The organism is Pseudomonas sp. LPH60 (genome assembly GCF_030718165.1).
Lineage (GTDB): Bacteria > Pseudomonadota > Gammaproteobacteria > Pseudomonadales > Pseudomonadaceae > Aquipseudomonas > Aquipseudomonas danubii.
The window spans coordinates 131,498-157,961 of record NZ_JAVAJH010000005.1 but is presented as its reverse complement, the minus strand read 5'-3'; the positions used below and the strand labels follow the sequence as shown (position 1 = coordinate 157,961).

General features: G+C 62.6%; 23 protein-coding genes. 12 read left to right on the top strand and 11 right to left on the bottom strand.

From position 1 onward, the window contains the following. Positions 1-10 precede the first annotated feature (10 nt). Genes Q8O96_RS19255 through rimK form a run of 3 tightly spaced genes read left to right on the top strand, consistent with a single transcriptional unit; the run spans position 11 to position 2,192 of the window. Positions 11-790, top strand: a complete 780-nt coding sequence (locus Q8O96_RS19255) for an EAL domain-containing protein (RefSeq protein ID WP_115581376.1) — start codon at positions 11-13, stop codon at positions 788-790. 35 nt (positions 791-825) lie between these two features. Then, positions 826-1,290, top strand: coding sequence for an ATP-dependent zinc protease (locus tag Q8O96_RS19250; protein WP_370505884.1), 465 nt, complete (start codon positions 826-828; stop codon positions 1,288-1,290). Beyond that, on the top strand, positions 1,287-2,192 hold the full coding sequence (gene rimK / locus Q8O96_RS19245; protein WP_007931744.1) for a 30S ribosomal protein S6--L-glutamate ligase: 906 nt from the start codon (positions 1,287-1,289) through the stop codon (positions 2,190-2,192). Before Q8O96_RS19250 ends, rimK begins: the two co-directional genes overlap by 4 nt. A gap of 129 nt (positions 2,193-2,321) precedes the next feature. On the opposite strand, the gene Q8O96_RS19240 is transcribed toward rimK, so the two are convergent. Together Q8O96_RS19240 and ompR are read right to left on the bottom strand one after the other, a co-directional pair. Beyond that, entirely contained in the window at positions 2,322-3,635 is a 1,314-nt protein-coding gene (locus Q8O96_RS19240) for an ATP-binding protein (RefSeq protein ID WP_016966991.1), read from the bottom strand. A gap of 105 nt (positions 3,636-3,740) precedes the next feature. Further along, on the bottom strand, positions 3,741-4,481 hold the full coding sequence (gene ompR / locus Q8O96_RS19235) for a two-component system response regulator OmpR (protein WP_016966992.1): 741 nt from the start codon (positions 4,479-4,481) through the stop codon (positions 3,741-3,743). 362 nt (positions 4,482-4,843) lie between these two features. Here ompR and Q8O96_RS19230 point away from each other — a divergent pair, with 362 nt between their 5' ends. From Q8O96_RS19230 to tauD, 7 genes are all read left to right on the top strand, one after another. After that, entirely contained in the window at positions 4,844-7,168 is a 2,325-nt protein-coding gene (locus tag Q8O96_RS19230) for a Tex family protein (protein ID WP_102862655.1), read from the top strand. After that, positions 7,168-7,551 (top strand): PaaI family thioesterase, encoded by a 384-nt coding sequence (locus tag Q8O96_RS19225; protein ID WP_011058654.1) that lies wholly within the window; start codon positions 7,168-7,170, stop codon positions 7,549-7,551. The genes Q8O96_RS19230 and Q8O96_RS19225 overlap by 1 nt, the downstream gene beginning before the upstream one ends. Positions 7,552-7,766: 215 nt before the next feature. Next, positions 7,767-9,350, top strand: a complete 1,584-nt coding sequence (gene gshA, locus Q8O96_RS19220; RefSeq protein ID WP_305949241.1) for a glutamate--cysteine ligase — start codon at positions 7,767-7,769, stop codon at positions 9,348-9,350. Between the two features lie 279 nt (positions 9,351-9,629). Further along, a complete protein-coding gene (gene tauA / locus Q8O96_RS19215; RefSeq protein ID WP_102862653.1) occupies positions 9,630-10,607 on the top strand; it encodes a taurine ABC transporter substrate-binding protein in 978 nt (325 codons plus the stop codon). 27 nt (positions 10,608-10,634) lie between these two features. After that, positions 10,635-11,429 (top strand): taurine ABC transporter ATP-binding subunit, encoded by a 795-nt coding sequence (gene tauB / locus Q8O96_RS19210; RefSeq protein WP_102862652.1) that lies wholly within the window; start codon positions 10,635-10,637, stop codon positions 11,427-11,429. Further along, complete coding sequence (gene tauC / locus Q8O96_RS19205; protein WP_305949240.1) at positions 11,426-12,265, top strand: taurine ABC transporter permease TauC; 840 nt, start codon at positions 11,426-11,428, stop codon at positions 12,263-12,265. Before tauB ends, tauC begins: the two co-directional genes overlap by 4 nt. A gap of 262 nt (positions 12,266-12,527) precedes the next feature. Further along, the gene (gene tauD / locus Q8O96_RS19200) at positions 12,528-13,367 is read left to right on the top strand and encodes a taurine dioxygenase (RefSeq protein ID WP_102862650.1); all 840 of its coding nucleotides are present in this window, start codon (positions 12,528-12,530) and stop codon (positions 13,365-13,367) included. Between the two features lie 60 nt (positions 13,368-13,427). On the opposite strand, the gene lpdA is transcribed toward tauD, so the two are convergent. The 8 genes from lpdA to Q8O96_RS19160 are packed head-to-tail and all read right to left on the bottom strand — an operon-like array spanning position 13,428 to position 22,136. Next, complete coding sequence (gene lpdA / locus Q8O96_RS19195; RefSeq protein WP_102862649.1) at positions 13,428-14,882, bottom strand: dihydrolipoyl dehydrogenase; 1,455 nt, start codon at positions 14,880-14,882, stop codon at positions 13,428-13,430. Next, entirely contained in the window at positions 14,879-15,805 is a 927-nt protein-coding gene (locus Q8O96_RS19190; RefSeq protein WP_180988552.1) for an alpha/beta hydrolase, read from the bottom strand. The genes lpdA and Q8O96_RS19190 overlap by 4 nt, the downstream gene beginning before the upstream one ends. A gap of 36 nt (positions 15,806-15,841) precedes the next feature. Next, the gene (locus tag Q8O96_RS19185; RefSeq protein ID WP_102862648.1) at positions 15,842-16,039 is read right to left on the bottom strand and encodes a rubredoxin; all 198 of its coding nucleotides are present in this window, start codon (positions 16,037-16,039) and stop codon (positions 15,842-15,844) included. Between the two features lie 37 nt (positions 16,040-16,076). Then, positions 16,077-18,056: an alpha/beta fold hydrolase gene (locus Q8O96_RS19180; protein WP_102862647.1), complete on the bottom strand. Its 1,980-nt coding sequence runs from the start codon at positions 18,054-18,056 to the stop codon at positions 16,077-16,079. An 18-nt stretch (positions 18,057-18,074) separates the two neighbouring features. Then, positions 18,075-18,395: an acyl carrier protein gene (locus Q8O96_RS19175; protein WP_102862646.1), complete on the bottom strand. Its 321-nt coding sequence runs from the start codon at positions 18,393-18,395 to the stop codon at positions 18,075-18,077. Between the two features lie 51 nt (positions 18,396-18,446). After that, positions 18,447-19,403: an acyl-CoA desaturase gene (locus Q8O96_RS19170; RefSeq protein WP_207815587.1), complete on the bottom strand. Its 957-nt coding sequence runs from the start codon at positions 19,401-19,403 to the stop codon at positions 18,447-18,449. Positions 19,404-19,434: 31 nt separating this feature from the next. After that, positions 19,435-20,343 (bottom strand): fatty acid desaturase, encoded by a 909-nt coding sequence (locus Q8O96_RS19165; RefSeq protein WP_102862644.1) that lies wholly within the window; start codon positions 20,341-20,343, stop codon positions 19,435-19,437. Further along, the gene (locus Q8O96_RS19160) at positions 20,340-22,136 is read right to left on the bottom strand and encodes a fatty acyl-AMP ligase (protein WP_305949239.1); all 1,797 of its coding nucleotides are present in this window, start codon (positions 22,134-22,136) and stop codon (positions 20,340-20,342) included. The genes Q8O96_RS19165 and Q8O96_RS19160 overlap by 4 nt, the downstream gene beginning before the upstream one ends. Before the next feature lie 367 nt (positions 22,137-22,503). On the opposite strand from Q8O96_RS19160, the gene Q8O96_RS19155 reads away from it, so the two are divergent. Beyond that, the gene (locus tag Q8O96_RS19155; RefSeq protein WP_240321944.1) at positions 22,504-23,550 is read left to right on the top strand and encodes a GlxA family transcriptional regulator; all 1,047 of its coding nucleotides are present in this window, start codon (positions 22,504-22,506) and stop codon (positions 23,548-23,550) included. Between the two features lie 19 nt (positions 23,551-23,569). Here Q8O96_RS19155 and Q8O96_RS19150 read toward each other — a convergent pair whose 3' ends face one another. Beyond that, complete coding sequence (locus tag Q8O96_RS19150; protein WP_115581372.1) at positions 23,570-25,165, bottom strand: DHA2 family efflux MFS transporter permease subunit; 1,596 nt, start codon at positions 25,163-25,165, stop codon at positions 23,570-23,572. A 77-nt stretch (positions 25,166-25,242) separates the two neighbouring features. Between Q8O96_RS19150 and Q8O96_RS19145 the strand changes: the two genes are divergently transcribed. Further along, the gene (locus Q8O96_RS19145) at positions 25,243-26,442 is read left to right on the top strand and encodes an HlyD family secretion protein (RefSeq protein WP_305949238.1); all 1,200 of its coding nucleotides are present in this window, start codon (positions 25,243-25,245) and stop codon (positions 26,440-26,442) included. Positions 26,443-26,464: the final 22 nt, after the last annotated feature.

Below are 26,464 nucleotides of genomic sequence, written 5' to 3'. Positions count from 1 at the left end.
AGGAGTCCCCGTGACTGATTTCCCCACTTCCCTGACCTCGCCGGACAAGCGCTGCGAAGGCTGCCAAAAAAGCCCGCCACTGGGCTTCGATTTTTCCTTCGCCTATCAACCCATAGTCGATCTGCGCGACCGCTCGATCTTTGCCCATGAAGCCCTGGTACGCGGGGTCAATGGCGAAGGCGCCCACACCGTGCTGGACCAGGTCGACGACAGCAACCGCTATCGTTTCGACCAGCGCTGCCGGACCCTGGCCATCACCACGGCCGCGCAGCTGGGGATGCAAAGCCACCTGTCGATCAACTTCATGCCCAACGCCGTGTACCGCCCGGAACTGTGCATCCGCAGCACCCTGGAAGCCGCCCGCGCCCAGCACTTTCCCCTGGACCGGCTGATTTTCGAAACCCTGGAAAGCCAGCACGTAGATAACAGTCGCCATTTGACCCATATTCTGCGTGAATACCGCGAATTCGGCTTCAAGACCGCCATCGATGACTTCGGCGCGGGGTACTCGGGGCTGAACTTGCTGGCGAATTTCCAACCCGACCTGATCAAGCTCGACATGGCGCTGATTCGCGATGTCGACCAGGATCGCGTACGCCAGGCGATCGTTCGCGGGATTGTCACAATCTGTGCGGAGTTGGGCGTTACAGTCATTGCCGAAGGCATTGAAAGCGCTGGTGAACGGGACTTTCTCAGCGACTGTGGAATTTATCTGATGCAGGGTTACTGGTTCGCCAAACCTGCATTCAAAGCCCTGGCCGAGGTTCCGGTCGCGGCCTGGAAAAGCTAATTGCGGATTTCCCCTATTTGAAGACTTTTGACCATTTGACCGTTGTCGGTCTGCGCGAGTGGGTGGCGCTTCCTGATCTGGGAGTGGCCGGCCTGCGCGCCAAGATCGATACCGGAGCCAGTACCTCCAGCCTGCATGCCACCGAGATCGAGCCCTTCGAGCGCGACGGTGAACAGTGGGTGCGTTTCAATGCCCATCTGGGCAGCGTGGTGCAATTGCGTCACCGGCGTTGCGAAGCGCCGCTGGTGGCGATGAAGACCATTAAAAGCTCCAACGGCCAGGCTCAGGTGCGCTATGTGATCAGCACCACCCTGGCCCTGGGCGATCGCGTATGGCGGGTGGAATTCACCCTCGCCTGCCGCAAGGCCATGCGCTATCGCCTGCTGCTGGGTTCCAAGGCGCTGATCGACGGCCAGTTGGTGGTCAATCCGGGCATCAAATACGTACAAGACAAACCGGTGTTCCCGGTATCCACTACCTCTGCCACAGGTGTTGCATGAAGATCGCTGTGCTGTCGCGTAACCCGCGTCTGTATTCCACTCGTCGTCTGGTCGAAGCCGGCACCGAGCGTGGCCATGAAATGGTAGTGGTCGACACCCTGCGCGCCTACATGAACATCGCCAGCCACAAGCCGCAGATCCACTACCGCGGCAAGCCCCTGGAAGGCTTCGATGCGGTGATCCCGCGGATCGGTGCCTCGGTGACCTTCTATGGCTGCGCGGTGCTGCGCCAGTTCGAAATGATGGGAGTCTTCCCGCTCAACGAGTCGGTGGCCATCGCCCGCTCCCGGGACAAACTGCGCTCGCTGCAGTTGCTGTCGCGGCGTGGCATCGGCCTGCCAGTGACCGGCTTTGCCCACTCGCCAGACGATATTCCCGACCTGATCGAAATGGTCAACGGCGCGCCCCTGGTGATCAAGGTACTGGAAGGCACCCAGGGCATCGGCGTGGTGCTGTGTGAAACCGCCACCGCGGCGGAATCGGTGATCGAGGCCTTCATGGGCCTGAAGCAGAACATCATGGTCCAGGAGTACATCAAGGAAGCCGGCGGCGCCGACATTCGCTGCTTCGTGGTGGGCGACAAAGTGATCGCGGCGATGAAGCGCCAGGCCAAACCGGGTGAGTTCCGCTCCAACCTGCATCGCGGCGGCAGCGCCAGCCTGATCAAGATCACCCCGGAAGAACGCATGACCGCACTGCGGGCGGCCAAGGTCATGGGCCTGAGCGTGGCGGGGGTGGATATCCTGCGCTCCAATCACGGGCCGCTGGTGATGGAAGTCAATTCCTCGCCTGGCCTGGAAGGCATCGAGACCACCACCGGCAAGAATGTGGCAGGGATCATCATCGAACACATCGAGAAAAATGGCGGGCCGAACATGACCCGGACCAAGGGTAAGGGCTAAGGGGTACGCTCGATCGGCGGCCCCTGTAGCCACTGCCGCAGGCTGTGACCGGCTGCGCAGCAGTCGCGCTTGCGGGCCGCGCAAGGGCCTTCGGCCCTTATCGCAGCCTGCGGCAGCGGCTACAGGAGTTCAGTCCGCATCGCGTGGCAGCAACAAGCCCAAAGGCAAGCGTACTCGCGCTTCGAGGCCGCCATCGGGACGGTTGCGCAGTTCGACGTTGCCGCCGTGCATGGCGGCAATCCGCTTGACGATGGCCAGGCCCAGGCCAGTGCCCTTGCCACCCCGGGCACGGTCGCCACGGGTGAAGGGGTTGAAGATCGCTTCCAGCTCAGAAGGGTCGATCCCCGCGCCGCGGTCCATCACACTCAGCACCACATACGGCGCATTGGTGTCACCGGACACATAGGCCGCCACTTCGACATCCGTTCCCGCGTGATTCAAGGCGTTGCCAATCAGGTTGTTGAGCAGACGCTTCATCGATACCCGACGCAGCGGGAACGGCTGGATCGGCTCCAGGCGCAGGTGCACCCGTTCCTGGTTCTGGTTGTAGGGCGCGGCCACCTCACGCACCAGATCGCTCAAGTCCACTTCTTCCACCGACTCGTCGCGGCCGTCGCGGATGAAGGCCAGGAACTGATCGAGAATGGCGTCCATGTCCTCGATATCCCGCACCATGTCGTCGGTCAGGTCGGTGTGCGCGCCCATCAACTCCAGCGACAGGCGCAAGCGGGTCAGCGGCGTGCGCAGGTCGTGGGACACCCCCGCCAGCATCAGCTCCCGCTCACGCCCGGCCTGCTCCACATCCTCGGCCATCTGGTTGAAAGCACGGTACACCTCGGTCATCTCGCTCGGCGTATCGCTGATCGGCAGGCGCACGCTGCGCCCCTGACCCAGTTGCCGGGCAGCGTAGACGAGGCGCTTGAGCGGTTGGTTGAGCTGGCTGACGAAGATCCACGCCGAGGCGGTGGATAACAGGCCGATGGCCAGGAACCAGCCCAGCACGCTCCAGATCTTCTGCCCCCGCAGCGGATGCGGATACAGCGGCACCTTGAGCCAGCCATCCCCCAGGCTCGGGGCACGTACCCAGAGCGCCGGCGGTGCATGCATGCGCAGGCGCACTTCGGTGTCGGCGCCCAACTCGGCCTGCATCTGCCGCTGGTAGATCTCGCTGTAGGGCCAGTGCTGCTCGCCGGCCGGCACGCCGCTGCCCACCACCTTGATCAGCCCGGCGGCTTCAGCGATCTGGTCGCGGTTGGATTCGTCGGCGGCCCAGTAGGCGCGCAGGGTCAGGGCCACGCCGTGGCTGTATTGCCGGTCCACCAGCACGTCCTCGTTCATCAACAGATAAACCAGGGTCAACGCCTTGGAAAACAGCACCACGATCAGCACCAGCCACAGGGTGCGGGAGAAGAAACTCTGGGGGAACCACAGCGGGGTTTTCATAACAGCCAATACACACTTTGCAGGAGCGGCTCGCGCTCGCGGAGTGGCAGAATGCGAACGCCCGGGTCGTTACCGGCCCGGGCGTTCGCTCCTACAAATCACCTATCACTTGGTCGCGGTGCCATCCGGCACGAAGACATAACCCACGCCCCAGACGGTCTGGATATAACGCGGCTTGGAAGGGTCGGGCTCGATCATCCGCCGCAGGCGGGAAATCTGCACGTCGATGGAACGCTCCAGGGCATCCCACTCGCGGCCACGGGCCAGGTTCATCAGCTTGTCGCGGGTCAGCGGCTGGCGGGCGTTCATCACCAGGGCCTTGAGTACCGCGAACTCACCGGTGGTGAGCATGTGCACTTCATCGCCACGCTTGAGCTCGCGGGTGGCCAGGGACAGTTCGTAGTCACCGAAGGTCACGCTTTCGTCTTCGCTGCCCGGCGCACCCGGCACCGGAGCCGACTGACGACGCAGCACAGCCTTGACCCGGGCCATCAGTTCGTCAGGGTTGAACGGCTTGGCCAGGTAATCGTCGGCACCCAGTTCCAGGCCCTTGATGCGGCTCAGCTCGTCGCCCTTGGCGGTGAGCATGATGATCGGAATCTGGTTGTTGGCACTGCGCAGTCGGCGGCAGGCGGTCAAGCCGTCTTCGCCGGGCAGCATCAGGTCGAGGACCACCAGGTTGAACACTTCGCGACCCAACAGACGGTCCATTTGCTCGGTGTTCGGTACCGCGCGGGCACGGTAGCCCTTGCTGACGAAAAAACGCTCCAGCAGGCTGCTCAGCCCCGGATCGTCGTCAACAATAAGAATTTTTTCGCCTTCAGCAGTTTGTGCAGTGCTGCTCATTGGATGCTCCTCTAATCTCGGTGCGCATTATGGCGTAGCTGCCGTTATACGCACCGTGTGCATTGTTAGCAGATTTTTCCTCTATCGCCAGCAAACCCGCTGTCGGCCTGAGGCCGGCGATCACCCCGAAGACCGTAACGCTGGGTATAATGCGCCGCCTTTTGTGTTGGGCAATATCTGATCAGTACGCCTGCGGCCGGTTTTTTTTATTTGCCTGGGCCGGCAGTATTTTTTCGATTTCACGGGTCAACAGCCAGCCTTTTGATCCAGGTGGCGGCGCGTGCCAGGCCGCTCAACCAGACCCGCCGGGCCTCAACTTCCGTGCCCGCGGGCCTGCTTTCACACATTTGTCAGGTGGTTTTATGGACAGCATCAACAGCCGCATTGCCGAGGAACTCGGCGTACGCCCACAACAGGTCGAAGCGGCCGTCGCTCTATTGGATGAAGGCTCCACCGTGCCCTTCATCGCCCGTTACCGGAAAGAGGTCACCGGCAGCCTCGATGACACTCAACTGCGTCATCTGGAAGAGCGCCTGCGCTACCTGCGAGAACTCGACGAACGGCGGATCAGCATCCTGGCCAGCATCGAAGAGCAGGGCAAGCTGACCCCGGAGCTGGCTCGCGACATCAAGCTGGCCGACACCAAGACCCGCCTCGAAGACCTGTACCTGCCTTATAAGCAGAAGCGCCGCACCAAGGGCCAGATCGCCCTGGAAGCCGGCCTCGGCGAACTGGCGGATGGCCTGTTCAACGACCCAAGCCTGACTCCGGAAGCCGAAGCCGCGCGCTTCGTCAACGCCGACAAAGGCGTGGCCGACGTCAAGGCCGCCCTGGAAGGCGCCAAGTACATCCTCATGGAGCGCTTCGCCGAAGACGCGGGCCTGCTGGACAAGCTGCGCAACTTCCTCAAGCAGGAAGCCACCCTCAGCGCCCGCGTGGTCGCTGGCAAGGAAGAGGAAGGCGCCAAGTTCCGCGACTACTTCGAACACGACGAACCGCTGAAAAGCATGCCGTCGCACCGCGCCCTGGCGATTTTCCGTGGCCGCAACGAAGGCATTCTCAGCTCCGCGCTGAAAGTCGGTGACGAGCTGCCGGGCACCATGCACCCCTGCGAAGGCATGATCGGCCAGCACGTGGGCATCCAGAACCAGAACCGTGCCGCCGACAAATGGCTGGGTGAAGTGGTGCGCTGGACCTGGAAGGTCAAGCTCTACACCCACCTGGAAACCGACCTGCTGGGCGAGTTGCGCGACAACGCGGAAACCGAGGCGATCAACGTCTTCGCCCACAACCTGCACGACCTGCTGCTGGCCGCTCCGGCCGGCCCGCGTGCCACCCTGGGCCTGGACCCGGGCCTGCGCACCGGCTGCAAGGTGGCGGTGGTGGATGCCACCGGCAAGCTGCTGGATCACGCCACGGTCTACCCCCACGTGCCGCACAACAAGTGGGACCAGACCCTGGGCATCCTCGCCGCGCTTTGCGCCAAGCACTCGGTGGACCTGATCGCCATCGGCAACGGCACCGCCAGCCGCGAGACCGACAAGCTGGCCGCCGAACTGATCAAAAAATACCCGGCCATGAAGATGACCAAGGTCATGGTTTCCGAAGCCGGTGCATCGGTGTACTCGGCCTCGGAGCTGGCGGCCAAGGAATTCCCGGACCTGGACGTGTCGATCCGTGGCGCCGTATCCATCGCCCGCCGCCTGCAGGACCCCCTGGCGGAACTGGTGAAGATCGATCCGAAATCCATCGGTGTCGGCCAGTACCAGCACGACGTCTCGCAACTGAAACTGGCCCGTGGCCTGGACGCCGTGGTCGAGGACTGCGTGAACGCCGTCGGCGTCGACGTCAACACCGCTTCCGTGGCCCTGCTGGCGCGGATCTCCGGCCTGAATGCGACCCTAGCGCAGAACATCGTCAGCCACCGCGACGAACACGGCGCGTTCAAGACCCGCGCCGCGCTGAAAAAGGTCGCCCGCCTGGGTGAGAAAACCTTCGAACAGGCCGCCGGCTTCCTGCGCGTCATGAATGGCGACAACCCGCTGGACGCCTCGGCGGTCCACCCGGAAGCCTACCCGCTGGTGCAGCGCATCGCCGCCGACACCGGCCGCGACATTCGCTCGTTGATTGGCGACAGCGGCTTCCTCAAGCGCCTGGACCCGAAAAAGTTCACCGACGAAACCTTCGGTCTGCCCACCGTCACCGACATCCTCCAAGAACTGGACAAGCCCGGCCGTGACCCGCGCCCGGAGTTCAAGACCGCCGAGTTCCAGGACGGTGTGGAAGACCTCAAGGACCTGCAACTGGGGATGATCCTCGAAGGCGTGGTGACCAACGTCACCAACTTCGGTGCCTTCGTCGACATCGGCGTGCACCAGGACGGCCTGGTGCACATCTCGGCGCTGTCGGAGAAGTTCATCAAGGACCCGCGTGAAGCGGTGAAGGCCGGTGACGTGGTCAAGGTCAAGGTCATGGAAGTCGACATTCCGCGCAAACGCGTGGGCCTGTCGATGCGCATGAGCGACACCCCGGGCGAGAAGATCGATGGCGCCCGTGGTTCCCGTCCAGGCTCGGCGCCGCGCTCCTCTCAGGGCAACGCACCACGCAAGGAAACCACCGCGGCCGCTCCGAGCAACAACGCCATGGCCTCGCTGTTCGCCAACGCCAAGCAGTTGAAGAAACGCTGATGCAGATCCCTGCCGGCCTGACCGAAAGCGCCTTCAGCCAATTGCTCGGCTGCCGTCTGCAACGCCTGGAAACCGGCGAGGCGGACGTCGCCCTGGAGCTGACCCCACAACTGCGCAATCGCGGGCAAAAGCTGCACGGCGGGGCGATCTTCAGCCTGGTGGACATTGCCATGGGGCTGGCCTGTTCCAGCACCCACGGCTTTGACCAGCAGAGCGCCACCATCGAGTGCAAGATCAACTACATCCGCGCCGTAGCCGAGGGTGAAGTGCTGTGCCGGGCCAAGGTGATCCACCCCGGCCGCCGCACCCTGGTGGTGGAAGCGGACGTGATCCAGGGCGACAAACTGGTCGCAAAAGCACAAGGCACCTTCGCCGTCCTATAGCTCCCTGTCATGAATTTGGGTTAATTTCGGCGCTGCGAAAGCGGCGTCGGAGTTTTTTGCCTGCGCTAAAGCCAGATTCAGGGATGAAGGATTGGCGTTTTCAAGCGAGTCGGCTTGACTCAAAAACCAGGCGAAAACGCCAGTTTTAACTTCACCCTTGTAGACCGTCCTGCCCACCCCCATATTGGGGCGACTGACGCGTGAAGGAATCCAACTTGAGCGAACTTCTCAACCGCCGCCTGGCTCTGCTCGGCGAGCGCGCTAACCTCTCCCTGCTCGAGCAGTGCCTGCACGGTATCGAACGTGAATGCCTGCGTGTTACCGGCGAAGGCCGCCTGGCACAGACCCCGCACCCGGAAGAACTGGGTTCCGCGCTGACCAACGAACAGATCACCACCGACTATTCCGAGTCGCTGCTGGAGTTCATCACCCCGGCCCTCACGGACCCGGCGGACACCCTGGCCAGCCTCGACAAGATTCATCGTTTCGCCTACAGCAAGCTCGGCAACGAGTACCTGTGGAGTCCATCGATGCCGTGCCCGTTGCCGGCCGAGGAAGACATCCCGATCGCCTATTACGGCACCTCCAACATCGGTCAGCTCAAGTACGTGTACCGCAAGGGCCTGGCCCTGCGCTACGGCAAGACCATGCAGTGCATTGCCGGAATCCACTACAACTTTTCCCTGCCGGAACAGCTGTGGCCGCTGCTCAAGCAAGCCGAAGGCTTCGTCGGCAGCGACCGGGACTACCAGTCTTCGGCCTATATCGCGCTGATCCGCAATTTCCGCCGCTACAGCTGGCTGTTGATGTACCTGTTCGGTGCTTCGCCGGCCCTGGACGCGGGCTTCCTGCGCGGCCGCTCGCACCAGCTGGAGCAACTGGACGCCGAGACCCTGTACCTGCCCTACGCCACCAGCCTGCGCATGAGCGACCTGGGCTACCAGAGCCAGGCCCAGGCCGGCCTGACCCCTTGCTACAACGATCTGAACAGCTACACCGACAGCCTGCGCAAGGCCGTGGCCACGCCCTACGCGCCTTACGTGGCGGTCGGCACCCACAAGGATGGCGAGTGGGTGCAACTGAACACCAACATCCTGCAGATCGAAAACGAGTACTACTCCAACATCCGTCCCAAACGCGTGACCTACACCGGTGAGCGGCCGATCCAGGCGCTGATGGCCCGGGGCATCCAGTACGTCGAAGTGCGTTGCCTGGACATCAACCCGTTCCTGCCCCTGGGCATCGACCTGCAGGAAGCGCGCTTCCTCGACGCCTTCCTGCTGTACTGCGCGCTCAACGACAGCCCGCTGTTCGAGAACAACGAGTGCGGCAACGCCACCTCCAACTTCCTCGCCGTGGTCAAGGAAGGCCGGCGTCCGGGCCTGCAACTGCAACGCCAGGGCCAGCCGGTGGAGATGAAGGAATGGGCCGCCGAACTGCTGGAGCAGATCGCGCCACTGGCTGCCCTGCTCGACCAGAGCCACGGCAGCAACGTGCACAGCAAGGCCCTGGACGCCCAGCTGGCCAAGGTCAAGGATTCGTCCCTGACCCCATCGGCCCAGGTGCTGGCGGCCATGAGCGAGCACAAGGAAAGCTTCAGCCAGTTCTCCCTGCGCCAGAGCCAGGCGCATGCCGAGCACTTCCGCAGCCAGGCCCTGAGCAAGGAAGAACAAGCCGCTTTCGAAGACGCGGCGCGCAAATCCCTGGAGCAGCAGACCGAGCTTGAGCAGAACGAAGTGGGTGATTTCGACGTGTTCGTCGGCGCCTACCAGGCCAGCATCCTGGCCATCAGCAACTAGGGCCATGGCGAGGGCGCCTGCTCCCGCTAGGTCGGCCGGCCTTCCGCGGCGCAGCCCCTCCCAAACCGGGCGACCGGGTATTCCTGCATAAGCGCGTGGCCTGAACTGGGGGCCGCGTTGCAGCCCGGCGAGAGCCGGCGCCCTCGCCATAACACTTGTCTGGCTACGGCCACGAATTTCACCTCATAAGCTAATGCAAATAAGTTATTTATTTCTGCATTCTTAGATCATTTAGTCTCCTCCCACGCCGATCACCGGCCGCCTATGAGGAGCCCCCCCATGAAACTGCATTTCCCCCTTCGCCTCCTGGCGGCCGCGTCCCTGGCCGCTGCGAGTTTCTTTGCCCAGGCGGCTGACGTCACCGTCGCCTACCAGACCACCGTCGATCCGGCCAAGGTCGCGCAAGCCGACGGCAGCTACGAAAAAGCCACCCAGGCCAAGATCAACTGGCGCAAATTCGACAACGGCGCCGACGTCATCGCCGCCATCGCTTCCGGCGATGTGCAGATCGGCTACCTGGGCTCCAGCCCGCTGACCGCCGCCATCACCCGCAAAGTGCCGGTGCAAACCTTCCTCATCGCCACCCAGATCGGCGCCGCTGAAGCCTTGGTGGCCCGCGACGGTTCCGCGATCAACAGCCCTCAGGACCTGATCGGTAAAAAAGTCGCCGTGCCCTTCGTTTCCACCGGCCACTACAGCCTGCTGGCGGCGCTGAAGCACTGGAACATCGACCCCTCGAAAGTGCAGATCCTCAACCTCGCGCCACCGGCGATCATCGCCGCCTGGAAGCGCGGCGATATCGACGCCACCTACGTCTGGGACCCGGCCCTGGGCGTGGCCAAGGAAAACGGCAAAGTGCTGATCACCTCCGGCGAGCTGGCCAAGTTCGGCGCGCCGACCTTCGACGCCTGGATCGTGCGCAAGGATTTCGCCGAGAAGCACCCGGAAATCGTCACGGCCTTTGCCAAGGTGACCCTGGAGGCCTACGCCCAGTACCGCAAGGACCCACAAGCCTGGCTGGCCAACCAGGGCAACGTCGACAAACTGGTCAAGCTCTCCGGGGCCAAGGCCAGCGATATCCCGCTGCTGCTGCAAGGCAACGTCTACCCACTGGCCGCTGACCAGGTGCTCAGCCTCGGCGCCCCGACCACCAAGGCCATCACCGACACCGCGGTGTTCCTCAAGGAGCAAGGCAAGGTCGAAGCGGTGCTGCCGGACTACGCCCCCTACGTCAGTGCCAAGTTCATCCCTGAATAACCCGCGACCGGACAGGAGATAGCCGTCATGGCCTTGCTACAACTGGAGCGCATCAGCGCACAGTACCCCGGCGCCGCCGAACCGGTGCTGGCGGATATTTCCCTGACCCTGGGGCCACAGCAACTGCTGGTCGCCCTGGGACCCTCCGGCAGCGGCAAGACCTCGCTGCTGAACCTGATTGCCGGGTTCGTCGACCCCAGCGCCGGGCGCATCAGCCTCGACGGCGTGCCGGTCAAGGGCCCCAGCGCCGAACGTGGCGTGGTGTTCCAGGACGACGCCCTGCTGCCCTGGCAGGACGTGCTGGGCAACGTCGCCTTCGGCCTGGAACTGGCCGGCGTCGCCCGGGACCTGCGTGAAGCCCGGGCCCGGGAGATGCTTGCCCTGGTGGACCTGGCCGGCTTCGACAAGCGCCGCATCTGGCAACTCTCCGGCGGACAGAAACAGCGCGTGGGCCTGGCCCGCGCCCTGGCTGCCGACCCGCGCGTGCTGTTGATGGATGAACCCTTCGGCGCCCTGGATGCCTTCACCCGCGAGCAGATGCAGGAGCTGTTGCTGCAAGTCTGGCGGCGCACCGCCAAACCGGTATTCCTGATCACCCACGACATCGAGGAAGCAGTGTTCCTGGCCACCGACCTGATCCTCCTGGCGCCCAACCCGGGGCAGATCGTCGAGCGCCTGAACCTGGACTTCGGCCAGCGCTACGCCGCCGGCGAATCGGCGCGGGCGATCAAGTCCGACCCGTTGTTCATCGAAACCCGCGAACACGTGCTGTCCCGGGTGTTCTCCCAACGCAGCGCCACCCAGCAGCAGGAGCGCCCATGAGCAGCTACGAGATTCCCGCCACCACCACCCGCGATGCCAAGCCGAAAGCGCCCCAGCCAGTGCGTCGTAGCCTGAGCACCCGCTGGATCAGCGTGCTGACCCTGATCACCCTGCTGGCCCTGTGGTGGGCGGTCACCGCCAGTGGCCTGATCGAACCGCTGTTCCTGCCACCGCCTGCCGCCGTGCTGCAAAAAGGCTGGTTGCTGGCCACCAGCGGCTACATGGATTCCACCCTCTGGCAGCACCTGGCGGCGAGCCTGGAGCGCATCGGCCTGGCCCTGGGCTGTGCCGTGCTGACGGCGATTCCGGTGGGCATCGCCATTGGCGCCAACCGCATTGCCCGCGGCGTGCTCGACCCGTTGATCGAGTTCTACCGGCCGATTCCGCCCCTGGCCTACCTGCCGCTGATCGTCATCTGGTGCGGCATCGGCGAGCTGTCCAAGGTGCTGCTGATCTACCTGGCGATCTTCGCCCCGATCGCCATTGCCACCGCCACCGGCGTGCGCACCGTCGACCCGGCCAAGCTGCGCGCCGCGCAGTCTTTGGGCGCCACCCGGGCCCAGCTGATTCGCCACGTGATCCTGCCCAGCGCCTTGCCGGACATCCTCACCGGCGTGCGCATCGGCCTGGGCGTGGGCTGGTCGACCCTGGTGGCGGCGGAGCTGATTGCCGCCACCAGCGGCCTGGGCTTCATGGTGCAATCCGCCGCGCAGTTCCTGGTCACCGATGTGGTGCTGCTGGGGATACTGGTGATTGCCCTGATCGCCTTCGCCATGGAGATGGGCCTGCGCGCCCTGCAACGCAAGCTGGTGCCCTGGCACGGCCAATCCCACTGACCTGCCTGCCCCGCACGCGGTTCACCTGTAGCCGCTGCCGAGCCCTCGCGAGGCTGGGACCGAGCGCGTAGCGCTCGCAGCAATCGATGAGGAAGACCTCGTTGCATGGGTTTGCATCTACTGCGCCGCCGTTCGCAGCCTCGCCAAGGCTCGACAGCGGCTACAGGGTCACGACACCGCCAGCGCAACCGTTTTTTTAGTTTGATGCCGATAAACCGAATCCGACCACGCCGAGCGTTCGGCGCCGTACAAGAGAACCACCATGAGCCTGACCATCACCCCTTTAAGCTCCGCCCTCGGCGCCCAGATCAGTGGCGTCGATATCAGCCAGCCGCTCAGCGTCGAACAGCGCGACGCCATCGAGCAGGCGCTGCTCAAGCATCAGGTACTGTTCTTCCGCGACCAGCCAATCACCCCACAGCAACAGGCGCGCTTCGCCGCCCACTTCGGTGACCTGCACATTCACCCGATCTACCCCAATGTGCCGGAGCAGCCGGAAATACTGATCCTCGACACCGCTGAAACCGACGTGCGTGACAACGCCATCTGGCACACCGACGTGACCTTCCTGCCAACCCCGGCCCTGGGCGCGGTGCTCAGCGCCAAGCTGCTGCCGCCGTTCGGCGGCGACACGTTGTGGGCCAGCGGCATCGCCGCCTACGAGGCGCTGTCCGAGCCCATGAAGAACCTGCTGCAGGGCCTGACCGCCACCCACGAGTTCATCAAGTCCTTCCCTCTGGAACGCTTCGGCAACACCCCCGAAGACCTGGCGCGCTGGGAGGAAGCCCGGCGCAAGAACCCGCCGCTGTCGCACCCGGTGATCCGTACCCATCCGGTGAGCGGGCGCCAGTCGCTGTTCGTCAACGACGGCTTCACCACCAAGATCAACGAACTGTCCGAGAGCGAAAGCGCGGCCATCCTCAAGCTGCTGTTTGCCCACGCCACCCGCCCGGAGTTCACCATCCGCTGGCGCTGGCAGGAAAACGACGTGGCGTTCTGGGACAACCGTGTGACCCAGCACTACGCCGTAGACGACTACCGTCCACAGCGCCGGGTGATGCAGCGCGCGACCATTCTTGGGGATGTGCCGTTCTTTCGCTGAAACGCGGGGAGATGCAGCAGGCCCCGGCCCCGCTGGATGAGCGAAGCCGGGGACCGCGGGCTATTTGACGCTGGAGGGAGCTTTCTTCTTGCGATTGCCGATATGAATCGCCTGGCCATTCACCGACAAGGCGGCTTCATGCAGGGCTTCGGACAGGGTCGGGTGGGAGAACACCATCATTCCCAGGTCTTCGGCGCTGGTGCCGAACTCCATGCCGATCGCGCCTTCCTGGACCAGTTCCGCAGCGCCCGGGCCGATCACATGCACCCCAAGTACCCGGTCGGTGCTGGCATCGGCAATGACCTTGACCAACCCGGCGGTGTCGTTGGCTGCCATGGCGCGGCTGCTGGCGGAGAACGGGAAGGTGCCGATGTTCAGCTCGATGCCCTGGGCCTTGAGGGCCTGCTCGGTCTGGCCAACCCAGGCGATTTCCGGGTGGGTGTAGATCACTGACGGGATCAGCTCGTAATTGAGCGGATGGTGATGCCCGGCAAGGCTCTCGGCCACCATCACCCCCTCCTCCGACGCCTTGTGCGCCAGCATCGGGCCACGCACCACGTCGCCAATGGCGAACACCCCAGGCACGCTGGTCAGGCACTGGCCATCGACATGAATAAAGCCACGCTCGTCCAACTGCACCCCGCTGTCGGCGGCCAGCAGATCGGTGGTCAGGGGCCGGCGCCCCACGGCGACGATCAGGCGGTCGAAGGTCTGCTGCTTGTCCTCGCCGCCCTCGCTGAGGCTGACCTTGACGCTGTCGCCTTGCACTTCGGACGCCGTCACCCGGGCCCCCAGGCGGATATCCAGGCCTTGCTTGCCAAAGATCTTCTGCGCCTCCTTGGCGATCTGCACGTCCACTGCCGGCAGGAAGCTGTCGAGGGCTTCGAGCACCGTCACTTCGGCGCCCAGGCGGGCCCAGACCGAGCCCAGTTCCAGGCCGATGACGCCAGCGCCGATCACCCCGAGGCGTTTGGGCACGCGGGTGAATTCCAGGGCTCCGGTGGAGTCGACGATCACCTTGTCCGTCAGCGGCGCTGCGGCGATATCGATGGGCCGTGAGCCGGGGGCGAGGATGATGCTGGGGGCGCTGATGCGCTGGGTGCTGCCGTCGGCCGCGGTGACTTCCACTTCCTTGTTGGCCAGCAACTTGCCGTGACCTTCCAGCAGGGCCACGCCATTGGCCTTGAACAGCGAGGCGATGCCGCCGTTGAAATTGCGCACCACGTTGTCCTTGCGCGCCAGCATGGCCGGCACATCCATCTGCGGATTGCGGATGCCAATGCCGTGCACTTCAAAACCGTTGCGCGCCTCGTAATAGTGATGAGAGCTGTCCAGCAATGCCTTGGAAGGAATACAGCCCACATTGAGGCAGGTGCCACCCAGGGCGGTCTTGCCGTCCTTGCCCTTGTAGCGCTCGATACAGACCGTCTTCAGTCCCAGTTGCGCCGCCCGGATCGCCGCGACATAGCCACCAGGACCCGCGCCGATCACGATCACATCGTATTGTTCACTCATAGATTGCCGTCCTTTGCACAGACAAACTCGACCACAGCCCCCATGGTCGCCCTGTCCTTGAGAATTTTCAGGTGGCCAAGCCCGCGGGTTTGCAGGACTTGCCGGTGACGCAAGCCTTCAGCGAAGGATTGCAGGTCATCTGCCGGGACTTCCTGATCCTGCTGGTCATGCACCAGCAGCACCGGGATATCCACCTGGTGGCCATAACGACTGACCGCCAGGCTGCGCATGTCCTTCTGATAGCGTTGCTCAACCAGAAGTTGCATGCGTTGTCTGACGTCATCGTTGATCCACAGAAATGCCGCAAAACGCCGAACGACGTTTTCGATGTCGGCCGGCGCAGCCACCAGCACCGCCCGCTCGAAGCCCTTGCCGACCGGGGTGCTCAAGGCATACCCGGCGGCAGCCCCGCCCAGGGAGTGCCCGATCACCGTGTCGAACGGCCCCAGCTGTTGCTGCACCTGATCCAGCATGCTGACGAAGGTCGGCAGCGACGCTTGCCGACCGCCGCTGCCGCCATGGCCGATGCAGTCGAAGGACAGCACTTCACAGCCCTCCTCCAGCAACAGTGGAATCAGGTACTGCCACTGGGTACTGGCGCCACTCCAGCCATGCACCAGCACCACCCGGCGCCGGACCTGCTGCGGGGTCCAGCAAAAACAACGCAGCCGCCCTTCCTCGGTTTCCAGGTCCTGCACCGTGGCGCTGGGCAGCGTCAGCGGAAAATGCTGGCGCAGCCGTTGTGGCGTGGTGAACAGCTTCAAAGCGCGCGTCGCAGCACGTCGAGGAAGCAGCCGCGACTCCATCCAGAAGCTGCAACGCAGCAGCCCCAGAACCCCGTTGTAAATGCCCTTGAAGAGCATTTTCTTGAAGCTGCTACGCCGGCCCTTGGCGGGTGCCGACGCTTGCTCTTGGGTCGCCATCTTGCTTCCTCATCGACTACAGGGTTCAGCGCTGGATTACAGCTTCACCATGTTGAAATCCAACTTGCTCACGCCGCATTCCGGACAGGTCCAGTCTTCGGCAATGTCATCCCAGGCAGTGCCCGGAGGCACCCCCGAATCGGGATCGCCCAGCCGTTGATCGTAGATCCAGCCGCAGATCAGGCACATCCACAGGCCGGACTCGGTCACGGCGCTTTCAGCATAGGTCGTCATGGGTGGTTAACCATCGTCAAAAGGTTGTGCGTTGTGCTCATGCGCTGGCCTGAGCCACTTCGGCCACCTTGATGTTCTGTACAAGGAACTGGGCCACCTGCTCCAGCACCGCGGCATCGGAGAGAATGCGCACATGGCCGAGCCCGGACACTGGCTCCAGCTTCGCCCAAGGCATCAGCGTGGTGATCTGCTGCGCTTCGCAGAACGGCACGATCGGGTCGTTGAGGTCGTGCAGCACCAGGGTCGGCAACTGCAGGCCGTTGCCCAGGGCCGGGATGTCCCAGTGCTGGACCGGCACGCCGTTGCGCTTCCACAGCTCACGGTGCATGGCCTGGACCACCGCCGGCTTGAGCTTGAGGTAACCGTTGGCCCAGCGCTGGATCACCACCGGCAGGTTGGCCGGCGAGCCCAGCAGGCACAGGGCCTTGATCCGATGGGTCTCGGCCAGTTCCGCCAGGGCCCCGGTGGCGGCGATACCGCCCAGGGAGTGGGCGACGATTCCCACCACGTCACCCAGGGCGACGATGGCTGCTTTCACCGCGTCCTTGAACTCGGTCATGGTGCTCAGGGAGCCCGGCGAGATGCCGTGGGCCGGTGCATCGAAGGTCGCGACCTTGAAGCCTTGGCGCTGCAGGACGCGAGTGAAGGAGTACAGGCTGCGACTGTCTGCGCCCCAGCCATGGACCAGGAGGATGGTCTGGTCGCCCGTGCCCCATTGATAGCCGTGGGGAACGCCGGCGATGCCCTTGATATGGAAACGCTGGGCGCCCAAGGGGCTCATTTCCTTGTCAGGTTGCTTGATGTACTCCCGGGTGTAGCCGAACAGATCCGTGGCCTTGGCACCGGCGCTGTCCACCGAGAGCGACCCCAGAATGCCCATGTAGCTGCGCAGCAGCTGCTGCTTCAGGGTCAGAGGACTGTTGGCCGCCTTGGCGCCCGGCGTGCTCTGTCCCTCGGCGGCCTGGGCCGGCCGGTCAAAGGACTCATAGAAGCCATTGACAGGGTCGTACAGGTGACAGTTGCGCGCCACGTGCCAGACATCCTGCACGGTCATGGGTTTTTCCCTGACCATCCCTGGGAAGGCGCTCTTCAACGCTGCCTGGGCTTCGGGCAGGTTGTAGTGGGGAATGATCGGCGCCACGTGGTGCGCGGTGTGCACCGAAATGTAGTGGGTCAGGAACAGCAGCCACTTGGGGTACATGTAGTCAGTGGTCAGCAGCAGTCGGCTGCTGTTGAAGCTCCAGTGCTCCTTGGTCAGGAACGGAGTCTCGTCGCTGATGTGGTGCATCATGGTGGTCAGGCTGAACCAGGCATGGGTCGCCAGCCACGGGGCAACGAAGTACAGGAACAGCCCGGTGAAGCCGGTGAAGTACACCAGGGTCGGCAGGTAGATCAGCGCAGCCACCACCATGAACAGGATCGAACGACGCACTTCGTTGCGCGCTTCGAGCTTGTGGAACATGGACGGACGGAAGCCCGAGTGGCGCTGGTAGTTGACCGTGCCCAGCCAGAACAGCCAGGTGCGGGTGCTGCTGTAGACCAGCTTGTCCCACCAGGGCATGGCGTCGTATTGCACGCGCAGTACCGGGCGCCAGTCGACGTCCATTTCCAGGTTGTTGGTGTTGGCGTGGTGCATGTTGTGCATGTGGCGCCAGCCGTGGAACGGGTAGAGCAACGGCAGCAAGGCGATATGCCCGAGAATGTGGTTGAAGCTGCGATTGCGCGAGAACGAGTTGTGCCCGCAATCGTGTGCCACACAGAACAGGCCCCAGCCGCCCAGGCCGGCCACCAGCCATAGCGGCAGGTAGAACATCCAGTGCACGTGGGCGACCGCCACTATCGCACCGATGTAGAGCATGTAGCTGACGACGAAGCTGAGCATTCCGCGCCAGACCCGTGGCTGATACAGGTGCTTGGGGATTGCGTCCGTCAGACGCAGGCCTTCGATCTCCTGTGAGCGTCGGAGCAGGTCATTGAATTTATCGTTTTTTTGCGAAGGCATCTGTGCAATGGCCATGGCCAAACTCCTGCGAAGTCAAACTTCGGATGTGGTCAGTTCATTGGCCAGGTATTTGGACAAGTCATCGATGCTGGAGTATTCGAACAGCAAGGCCGGGGACAGGCGCTGTTCCATGAACTTCTCCAGGTCGCCCGCCACTTTCACCGCCACCAGCGAGTCAAGGCCGTAGGACTCGAAGCTGCGGGCGGTATCGACCTGGGACGGGTCGATCTTCAGCAGCGTGCCCATCTTCTGCACCAGCCAATGCTTGATGCTCTCTTCGTTGAGTTCGACCGCCGCCTGTTTTTTCTCCGAGAAGCTCAGAGTGCTCAGCAAATTGGAAATGAAGTTGGACATAGGATCTTCCTTGATGAGTAGGGTGGTTTACAGATCAGACGATCCCGTTGTTCAGGATGCGGCCTGACGCTTACGGACTTTGTCGATCATTGCCTGGGACGGTGAACGCAGGTCTGAGACCAGTCTCAGCTTGCCCATTAACGCCAGTGTCCAGCCCGACAAGTCGGGCTCCCACCAATGCACGCCATGCCGGTACCAGGCAGGGAATGCGTGGTGATTGTTTTGCAGCCCCTCGCCAAAGGTGAGGAACGCGACAATCCAGTTGTTGGTGCTCTGGTCGTGGGTCACGAACGGCCGGGCGCCATAGCGGTGGCAGATGGAGCCCACGCACCAGGCCGCCTGGTTGGCCACGAAGATCCGTGCCAGGCCGCCGAAGATCAGGCCGCTCCAGGCACCGGACCAGCTCTGGGTGACCAGGCCGCCGATGATCCCCGGCAACATCACGCCCAGGGCGACCCAGAACAGGTAGGTCTGGTTGTAGAAGAACAGCCGACGGTCACGCAGGATGTCGGGGGCAAAGAAGTTCCAGCTCGACATGTCCGGCGCCAGCATCCACGGCATGTGCGCATGCCACAGGCCCTTGGCGCGCTCCAGGCGGCTCTGGCCCATGAGGTTGGGCGAATGCGGATCACCGTGCTGGTCGCTATAGGTGTGATGCCGGCGATGGGTGGTGACCCAGAACAGGATCGGCCCCTGGGCCGCCATGGAGCCGGCGATCAGCATCAGGCTGCTCATCAGACGCGAGGTCTTGAACGCGCGATGGGCCAGGTAGCGGTGATAGCCCATGGAGACGCCGAACATCTGGATCGCGTAGAACACCCCGAAGAGGATGAAGTCCAGGGCGTGCACCTGACCGGTGACCCACAAACGGATCGCCTCGAAGGCACCGAACAGGGGTACCAGCATCACCGCCAGCGCAATGCGTGCCTTGGTTCTGGCGGCTGCCGGACTCAGCTGCGCGACCCCGCTGATCTCTGGAGTCGCAGTGGTTGTGAGGATCTCGTCCATGAATAGCTTCCTGTGAGGTAAGGACCGGCAATCAGCTTTCTGTAGGTTCTGCAGCAACCGGCGCACCAGGACGCTTCACGTCCCAAGCCAGGCCGCACAAGGCCAGCAACTCGATGAACCAGCCACCGATATCCAGCTGCCAGGGCTTGAGCCCGGCGTGGGCCAGCGCCGGAAAGGCGTGGTGGTTGTTGTGCCAGCCACCACCGACCGTTGGAATCGCCAGCCAGAACACGTTGCGGCTTGTGTCCCGGGTCGGGTGGTCACGGCCACCGACCCGATGGGCGAAGGAGTTGATGCACCAGGTGGCGTGGTCCACCAGGAAGATCCGCACAAAGCCACCCCACAGCAGGCCACTCAGGGCGCCTTCCCAGCTTCGGGTAATCAACCCGCACACCAGGGTCGGAAGCAGCAGGCCGAGGATGATCCACAGGTAGTAGCGCTGGTTGATCTGCATGATCAGCCGGTCGCGAATCAGGTCGGGAACGAACTGGCTCCAATTCTGCTTTCTCAGGCTGAACAGCCAGCCCAGGTGGGCGTGCCACCAGCCTTGGATATTGCCGACAAAGCCTTCCTTGAGCGGACGCGGCGAGTGCGGGTCGCCTTCCTTGTCGGTGAAGGCGTGATGCTGGCGGTGGGTGGCCGCCCAGAACAGGATCGGGCCCTGGGCTGCCATCGAACCGGCGATACCGAAAAACGCAGTGATCACCGGGCCGGCCTTGAACGCATGGTGGGAAAAGAAGCGGTGCATCCCCACTTCCACCCCCAGGGCGGTCAGCAGGTACATGCTGGCCAGTGCACCAAACTCCAGCCAACCAATGCCCTGCTGCCAGGCCAGGACCAGTGCGACCAGGGTGCCCACCGCCGGCACACCGACGGTCAGCCAGGCCAGTTGACGCTCGCGATGACCGGTACGGTCGATATGAGGATTCATGGCCGTCATGACAGAGCATCCGTAGGGGTTTTAAGAGGTTGTGCCGAGGCCGCTGCGGCCGAACGTCCGGCGCCGTAGCGCGCCAGGCTGTCGTTGAGCAGGGCCTGCCGGGTGGCCTGGCGCTGGACCTTGCCGCTGGTGGTCAGCGGGATGCCGCCCATGGGCGCCAGATGAATACGCGCCGGGGACACGCCAAACTGGCTGACCAGGGTGCTGGTGATCAGCTGGCGCAGTTGTTCCTGCTGGGCTTCGTCGAGTTTTTCGCTGCGCTTGATCTCGACCACGATCGCCAACTGCTCCTGCTGGCCGTTATCCACGCCCACCGCCACGCAACCATTGCTGCGGATGCGCGGGTCCGTACTCTCGACCGCCAGTTCCAGGTCCTGGGGATACAGGTTGCGACCGGCAATGATGATCAGATCCTTGAGGCGGCCGGTGACGAACAGCTCATCCCGATACAAGGCCCCCAGGTCGCCGGTGCGCATGAAATGTCCGTCGACGCCCGGCAACTGGGCGCGGAACACTTGCTCGCTCAGCGCCTCCTTGCCCCAGTAACCGGCACCCACGTTGTCGCCCTGGACCCAGATCTCGCCGATCTGGCCGTCGGCGACCGGCAGCAGGCTGACGGGATCGACAATCGCCAGGCGCAAGCCCGGGGCCACCCGCCCGCTGCTGACCAATGGCAAGGCGAACCCATCTTCGGCGTCGACAATGGCCAAGGTTCCAATGGCGAGCTGATCCCGATCCACCTGGGTGTTGAATGCCGGTTGGTCATGGGGTTTGCCCGAGACCAGCACCGTCGCCTCGGCCAGTCCATAGCAGGGGCCCAGGGCCGCAGGGTTGAAGCCGGCGGCGGCGAAGCGCTCGGAGAAGCGCGCCAGGGTGCTTTGCCGGACCGGTTCGGCCCCACAGTAGATGGCCTTGAGCTTGCTCAGGTCGAGGGCTGCCAGCTCGTCATCGGTGATGTTTTCAACACACAGATCAAAGGCGAAGTTCGGCGCGATGGTGACGTCGGCGCCATACCTGGACACCGCATCCAGCCAGCGCAATGGCCGCTGGACAAAATGCCCGGGGCTGATGAGCACGGTCGGAAAGGCGTCGTAGATCGGCTGCAATATGCCGCCCATCAGGCCCATGTCGTGATAGGGCGGCAGCCAGCTGCAACCGACGCGGTCCTTGGCCTTGCCCATCCACTGGCTGGCGCTGCGGCAATTGCTGTAGAGGTTGGCGTGGGTCAGCATCACGCCCTTGGGCGCGGAGGTAGAACCTGAGGTGTATTGCAGCAGGGCCAATTGACCAGGGGTCACAGCCTGCGCCTGCCAAGGTGCATTCTCCGTGGCCAGCTCTTGCGGATCGACCCATTGCGGCGCGGGTACATCATCCTGCAACAAGGCGTTGACCCGTTCCTGGGAGCGCATGAAACGCGAGCTGGTCAGCACGATTTGCGGATGGGCGTCGGCGCAGATCAACGCCAGGCGCTCCAGGCCTCGGGTCCCCACCGGCGGGAAAGCGGGAATCGCCACCGCACCGGCCAGGAACAGTCCGAACAGGGAAACGATGTAGTCGATACCGGTCTCGAACAGCATCAGCACCCGTTTTCCCCGGGGCTCGAAAATCTGCAGCGCCGCGGCCAATCGTTGACTACGCTGCCACAGTTCGGCGTAGCTGATGGCCGCCTCCTCTTGCTCGCCATCGAGCAAGTGGATAAAGGCGGTTGCATCAGGTTGAAGCCAGGCGCGATAAGCCAGTACTTCCGTAACCGAACTTAAACATTCGATTCCCAGGGTGCCGGCCAGCGACAAATCATCAACTGCTAAATGCGCTGAGAAGGTCTGATTAACATCATTTAGATAATCACGAGGCACGGCGTAGTTCATTCAAAATCCTTTTTAAATGGAGAGCCATATATTGACCTAATGGTCGTTTATTATTTTCAGCACTAAGGAACCGAACAAACACCCCTAACAAGGGGAGCTCTAACTAGGCAGTAGACAAGATGTCATTTTATTGACAGGGCGAAGCATTCACTTAATGAATGCCTATTTTCTTATATGTCCCACTGGGAATAGCGTGGGCAGAGAAAGTTAGATTTGGACGCGTTGAGAAGTCTGCCACCAGCTTGTATATTTTGCTAATGCACAAATGGACACTTACAGGGAGAAAATGGACATGGATGTGCTCACGTTGATCGCGCTGGAAGGAGCCATGGGGTCAAGTGTGGCGATCACCTTGGATGTGCTGCGTACTGCCAACCAGATCGCCGAAGTCATGGGACGCCCCACCATTACCTGGAAAATCATCGGCAGCAGTGAATCCGTACGAATGCGCAATGGCATGCGCCTGGATGCACTGCCACTGGACAGCGCCCAGACCATTGAGGGCAGCATGCTGGTCATCCCGGGGCTGGGGCTGGAAAACACCCAGGAGCTGGATTTCTTTGGCTGTCGCCGGGAAAAGAGGCAGCCGGGCCTCAGTCAGTCCACCGAGCTCATTGCCCGGCTCGGGCACAACGACATCCGCAAGCTGAGCAAGCTGGTGCAAGAACACCACCTGCGCGGGCGACAGACTGCGGCGTCCTGCTCGGCGGTTTTCGTCCTGGGGGAGGCAGGGATTCTCGAGGGCCGCACCGTCACCACCCACTGGCAACTGTACGAGACCTTCAAGCAGCGTTATCCCGAGGCGATACTCGACACAAAGCGCATGCTTATTCATGACGGAAATATGATTACTGCTGGCGCAGGCATGTCGCAAATGGATCTGATGCTTTATGTACTGCGCAATAAGATGGGTAATCAAATTGCCGAGCTGACCATGCGCTATCTGCTGATAGATGGTCGGCCTGCGCAATATCACTACATGGCCCTATCCAACTTAAAAACAGAAAATCGCGAAGTGCTGATGCTGGAAAAGTTTATCGAGGACTGCCTGCCCAACGTTCCTCCATTGAGCACCATTGCCGAGCACTTGCGCATCACCGAGAAGACCTTATCGCGCAGAATCCGTAGCGCCACGGGTAAGCCGCCCATGGCCTTCATTCAGAAAGTTCGCCTGCAACATGTTCAAAGCTTATTGGAAACTACCAACATGAGCATTGAAGAAGTTGCCTTCAAAGTAGGCTATTCCGACGCGACGGCACTACGTCGATTGATGTGGAAAAACATGGGCTGCACGCCGAGCCAGTTGCGCAAGGCCAGGTCCGGCCCGCCGATCATCTGATCAGCGCGCGCTGGAGCCATCACTTGTCATCCTCGGCCGTGCCTGGCGCAGCCGGGGGAACCTTGCACAGCGGCACCAGCAGCAGCGCCACCACGAACATCATCGCCATCAGGCGGAATACATCGCCAAACGCCAGGGTCAAGGCTTCACGCCCCACCAATCTGCCGAGAATGCCCTGGGCCATGAGGAATGCGTGGCTGGAGTCAGGCGTATCGGCGGCGATCTTCAGGGCCAACTGCCCCATCAGTTCCTGGGCCGCAACAGCCTTGGCACCCAAAGACTCCGACAGACGCAGCCCCTGGGTTCGGGCGTCGTCCTGCAGCCAGGTGTTGACCGTTGCAATGCCAATGGCGCCCCCCAGGTTGCGCATCAGGTTGAACAGGCCGGAGGCCTGACGCAATTCCACGCCCTGGAATGAACTCAAGGCCATGTTCACACTGGGAACGATGCAGAGCATCAGGAACAGGCCGCGGGCAACTTGAGGAACCAGCAGCTCATCGAATCCCCAGTTGGACGTGACCCGGGAGGTCAGCCACAAGCTCAGCGCCAGGCCCAGAAAGCCCACCGAAATGATCAAGCGTCGATCAACCTTCTCCGAAGCCCGGGCGGCAATGATCGTACTCACCAGTTGCCCGATTCCCACGACGAAAACGGTGGTGCCGATTTCCAGGCTGTCGAAACCCCGCACTCGTCCGAGAAACACCGGGACCAGATAAGTCGAGGAATACAGGCCAAAGCCAATCACCAGGTTCAGCAGGCAGGCGATGGAAAAGGTCCGATCGCGAAAGGGCACCAACGACACAATCGGGTTATTCGAATACAGCGAACGCTCGATAAACAAACCAAAGGAGACAATGGAAACCCAGGCGGCAATGACAATCCCGCTATCGCTGAACCAGTCCTTGCGCGGCCCCTCTTCCAGCACGTACTCGAAGCAGCCCAGTGCCAGGGCCATGGCCACGAAGTGCAGCCAGTCGATCCGCCGCAACATCGACAGATCGGGGCGATCCACATCGATCAGCAGCGCCGCACCAATGCAGATCAACAGCCCCGGCAGCACGTTGATAAAGAAGATCCAGCGCCAGTCCAGGTAGAAGGTCACCAGCCCGCCCACCGTGGGGCCCAGCGTCGGCGCCAGCACCGCTGTCATGCCGAGGATGGCCGGGACCATCGCCCGCTGCTTGCCCTCGAATAGCACGAAACCCACGGCAAACACCGTAGGCACCATGGCCCCGCCGGCGAAGCCTTGCAGGGCCCGCAATACAATCATCGACTCAATGTTCCAGGCCATCCCGCAGCCAATGCTGAACAAGGTAAAAAATGCCGCACTGACGGAGAACAGCCAGCGGGTGGAAATCGCCTGGGCGAGGAATGCCGAGAAGGGAATCATGATCAGTTCGGCGATCAGATAGGCGGTCTGAACCCAGCTCACTTCATCAGGACCGGCACTGAGTCCAGCCTGCACATCGTTCAGGGATGCCGCCACGATCTGGATATCGATCAACGCCATGAACATGCCAAAGGCCATGATGGTGAAGACCAGAAACTTGCGTCGGGTGGACTGTTGACCAGGCTGGACGCCCGCGTCAGGGAGGTCGGATACGCTTGTCGTCACGGTAGGTACTTCCCTGTAGTATTGCGACCGCCATATGAATATTATGATCGTAATTCAAAACAGCATGGAGCTTCAACATGGAGCAGAGCACCCAGACTCAGAACGCCATCCTGCAAGCCACGCAAGAGACGGAAAAGCCGCGCAAGCGCTCCAAACGGCCTCTGATCGCTGGTGCCATTGCCATGACCTTGGTGGCGGTCGGAGTGGCCTGGGTGCTGATGGCGCCTTCAACTGAAGCCACCGACGACGCCTACATCGCCGCCGATGCCACCTCCGTCGCACCACGGGTTCATGGCCTGGTGACCGAAGTCCTGGTCAAGGACCACCAGACTGTGACGGCCGGACAGCCCCTGGTGCGCATCAACAGCGAAGAGTTCGATAGCCGAGTCGCCCTGGCCGAAGGCGATCTCGCCGACAATCAAGCCCAGGTCGCCCTGGCTGAAGCAGCCCTGACGATCCAGGATGCCGAACAGCGCCTGGCCAACGCTCGGGTGCTGGCGGCGCGCACCTCAATCCGCACCAACCAGGCCGAGTCCAAGCGCGCAGGGGCGGAACGTAACCGTTTCGACACCCTGGTCACTACCGGTGCTGTGGCGCGCAACGAAGTCGAGAAATACAGCACTCAGGCGATCTCGGCAGAACAAGGTCTCGCCTATGCCCAAGCCATGCTGCAAGTGGCGGAAAACGACCTTGCTGTCACTTCAGCCCAACGCGAACGCTTGCAGGCGCAGCTGCAAATGGCCAAGGCCAAGGTGGTGACGGCGAAAGCCCGACTGGAGCTGGCGCAACAGGACCTGCGACACACCACTATCTATGCGCCGATGGATGGCACCGTAGGCAATCGGCAGATTCAAGTGGGGGACTATGTGCAACCGGGCTCACGCCTGCTGACCCTGGTGCCGCTGCATGACCTTTATGTATTGGCCAACTTCAAGGAAACCCAGACTCAGCACATGTACCCAGGCCAATCCACCCGTATCAAGATCGATGCCTTGCCGGGCGTGAGTATCGCCGGCACCGTGGAAAGCCTGGCACCGGGTTCAGGTTCGACCTTCGCCCTGCTGCCCTTTGAACCGGGAACCGGCAACTTCACCAAGATCGTGCAGCGGGTGCCGGTGCGCATCCGCTTCAACGCCGACCAACCGGGCCTCGAACGTCTGCGGCCGGGTCTGTCGGTGACCGCCAAAGTCGATCTGGGAGACTCTCAGGAACGCGCAGTGGCCAGCACCCAGACCTCGCTGAAAGTCAGCACCAACACAACCGCCCCGGCGCACTGACAGGGCCGGCAGCAGCTTCACC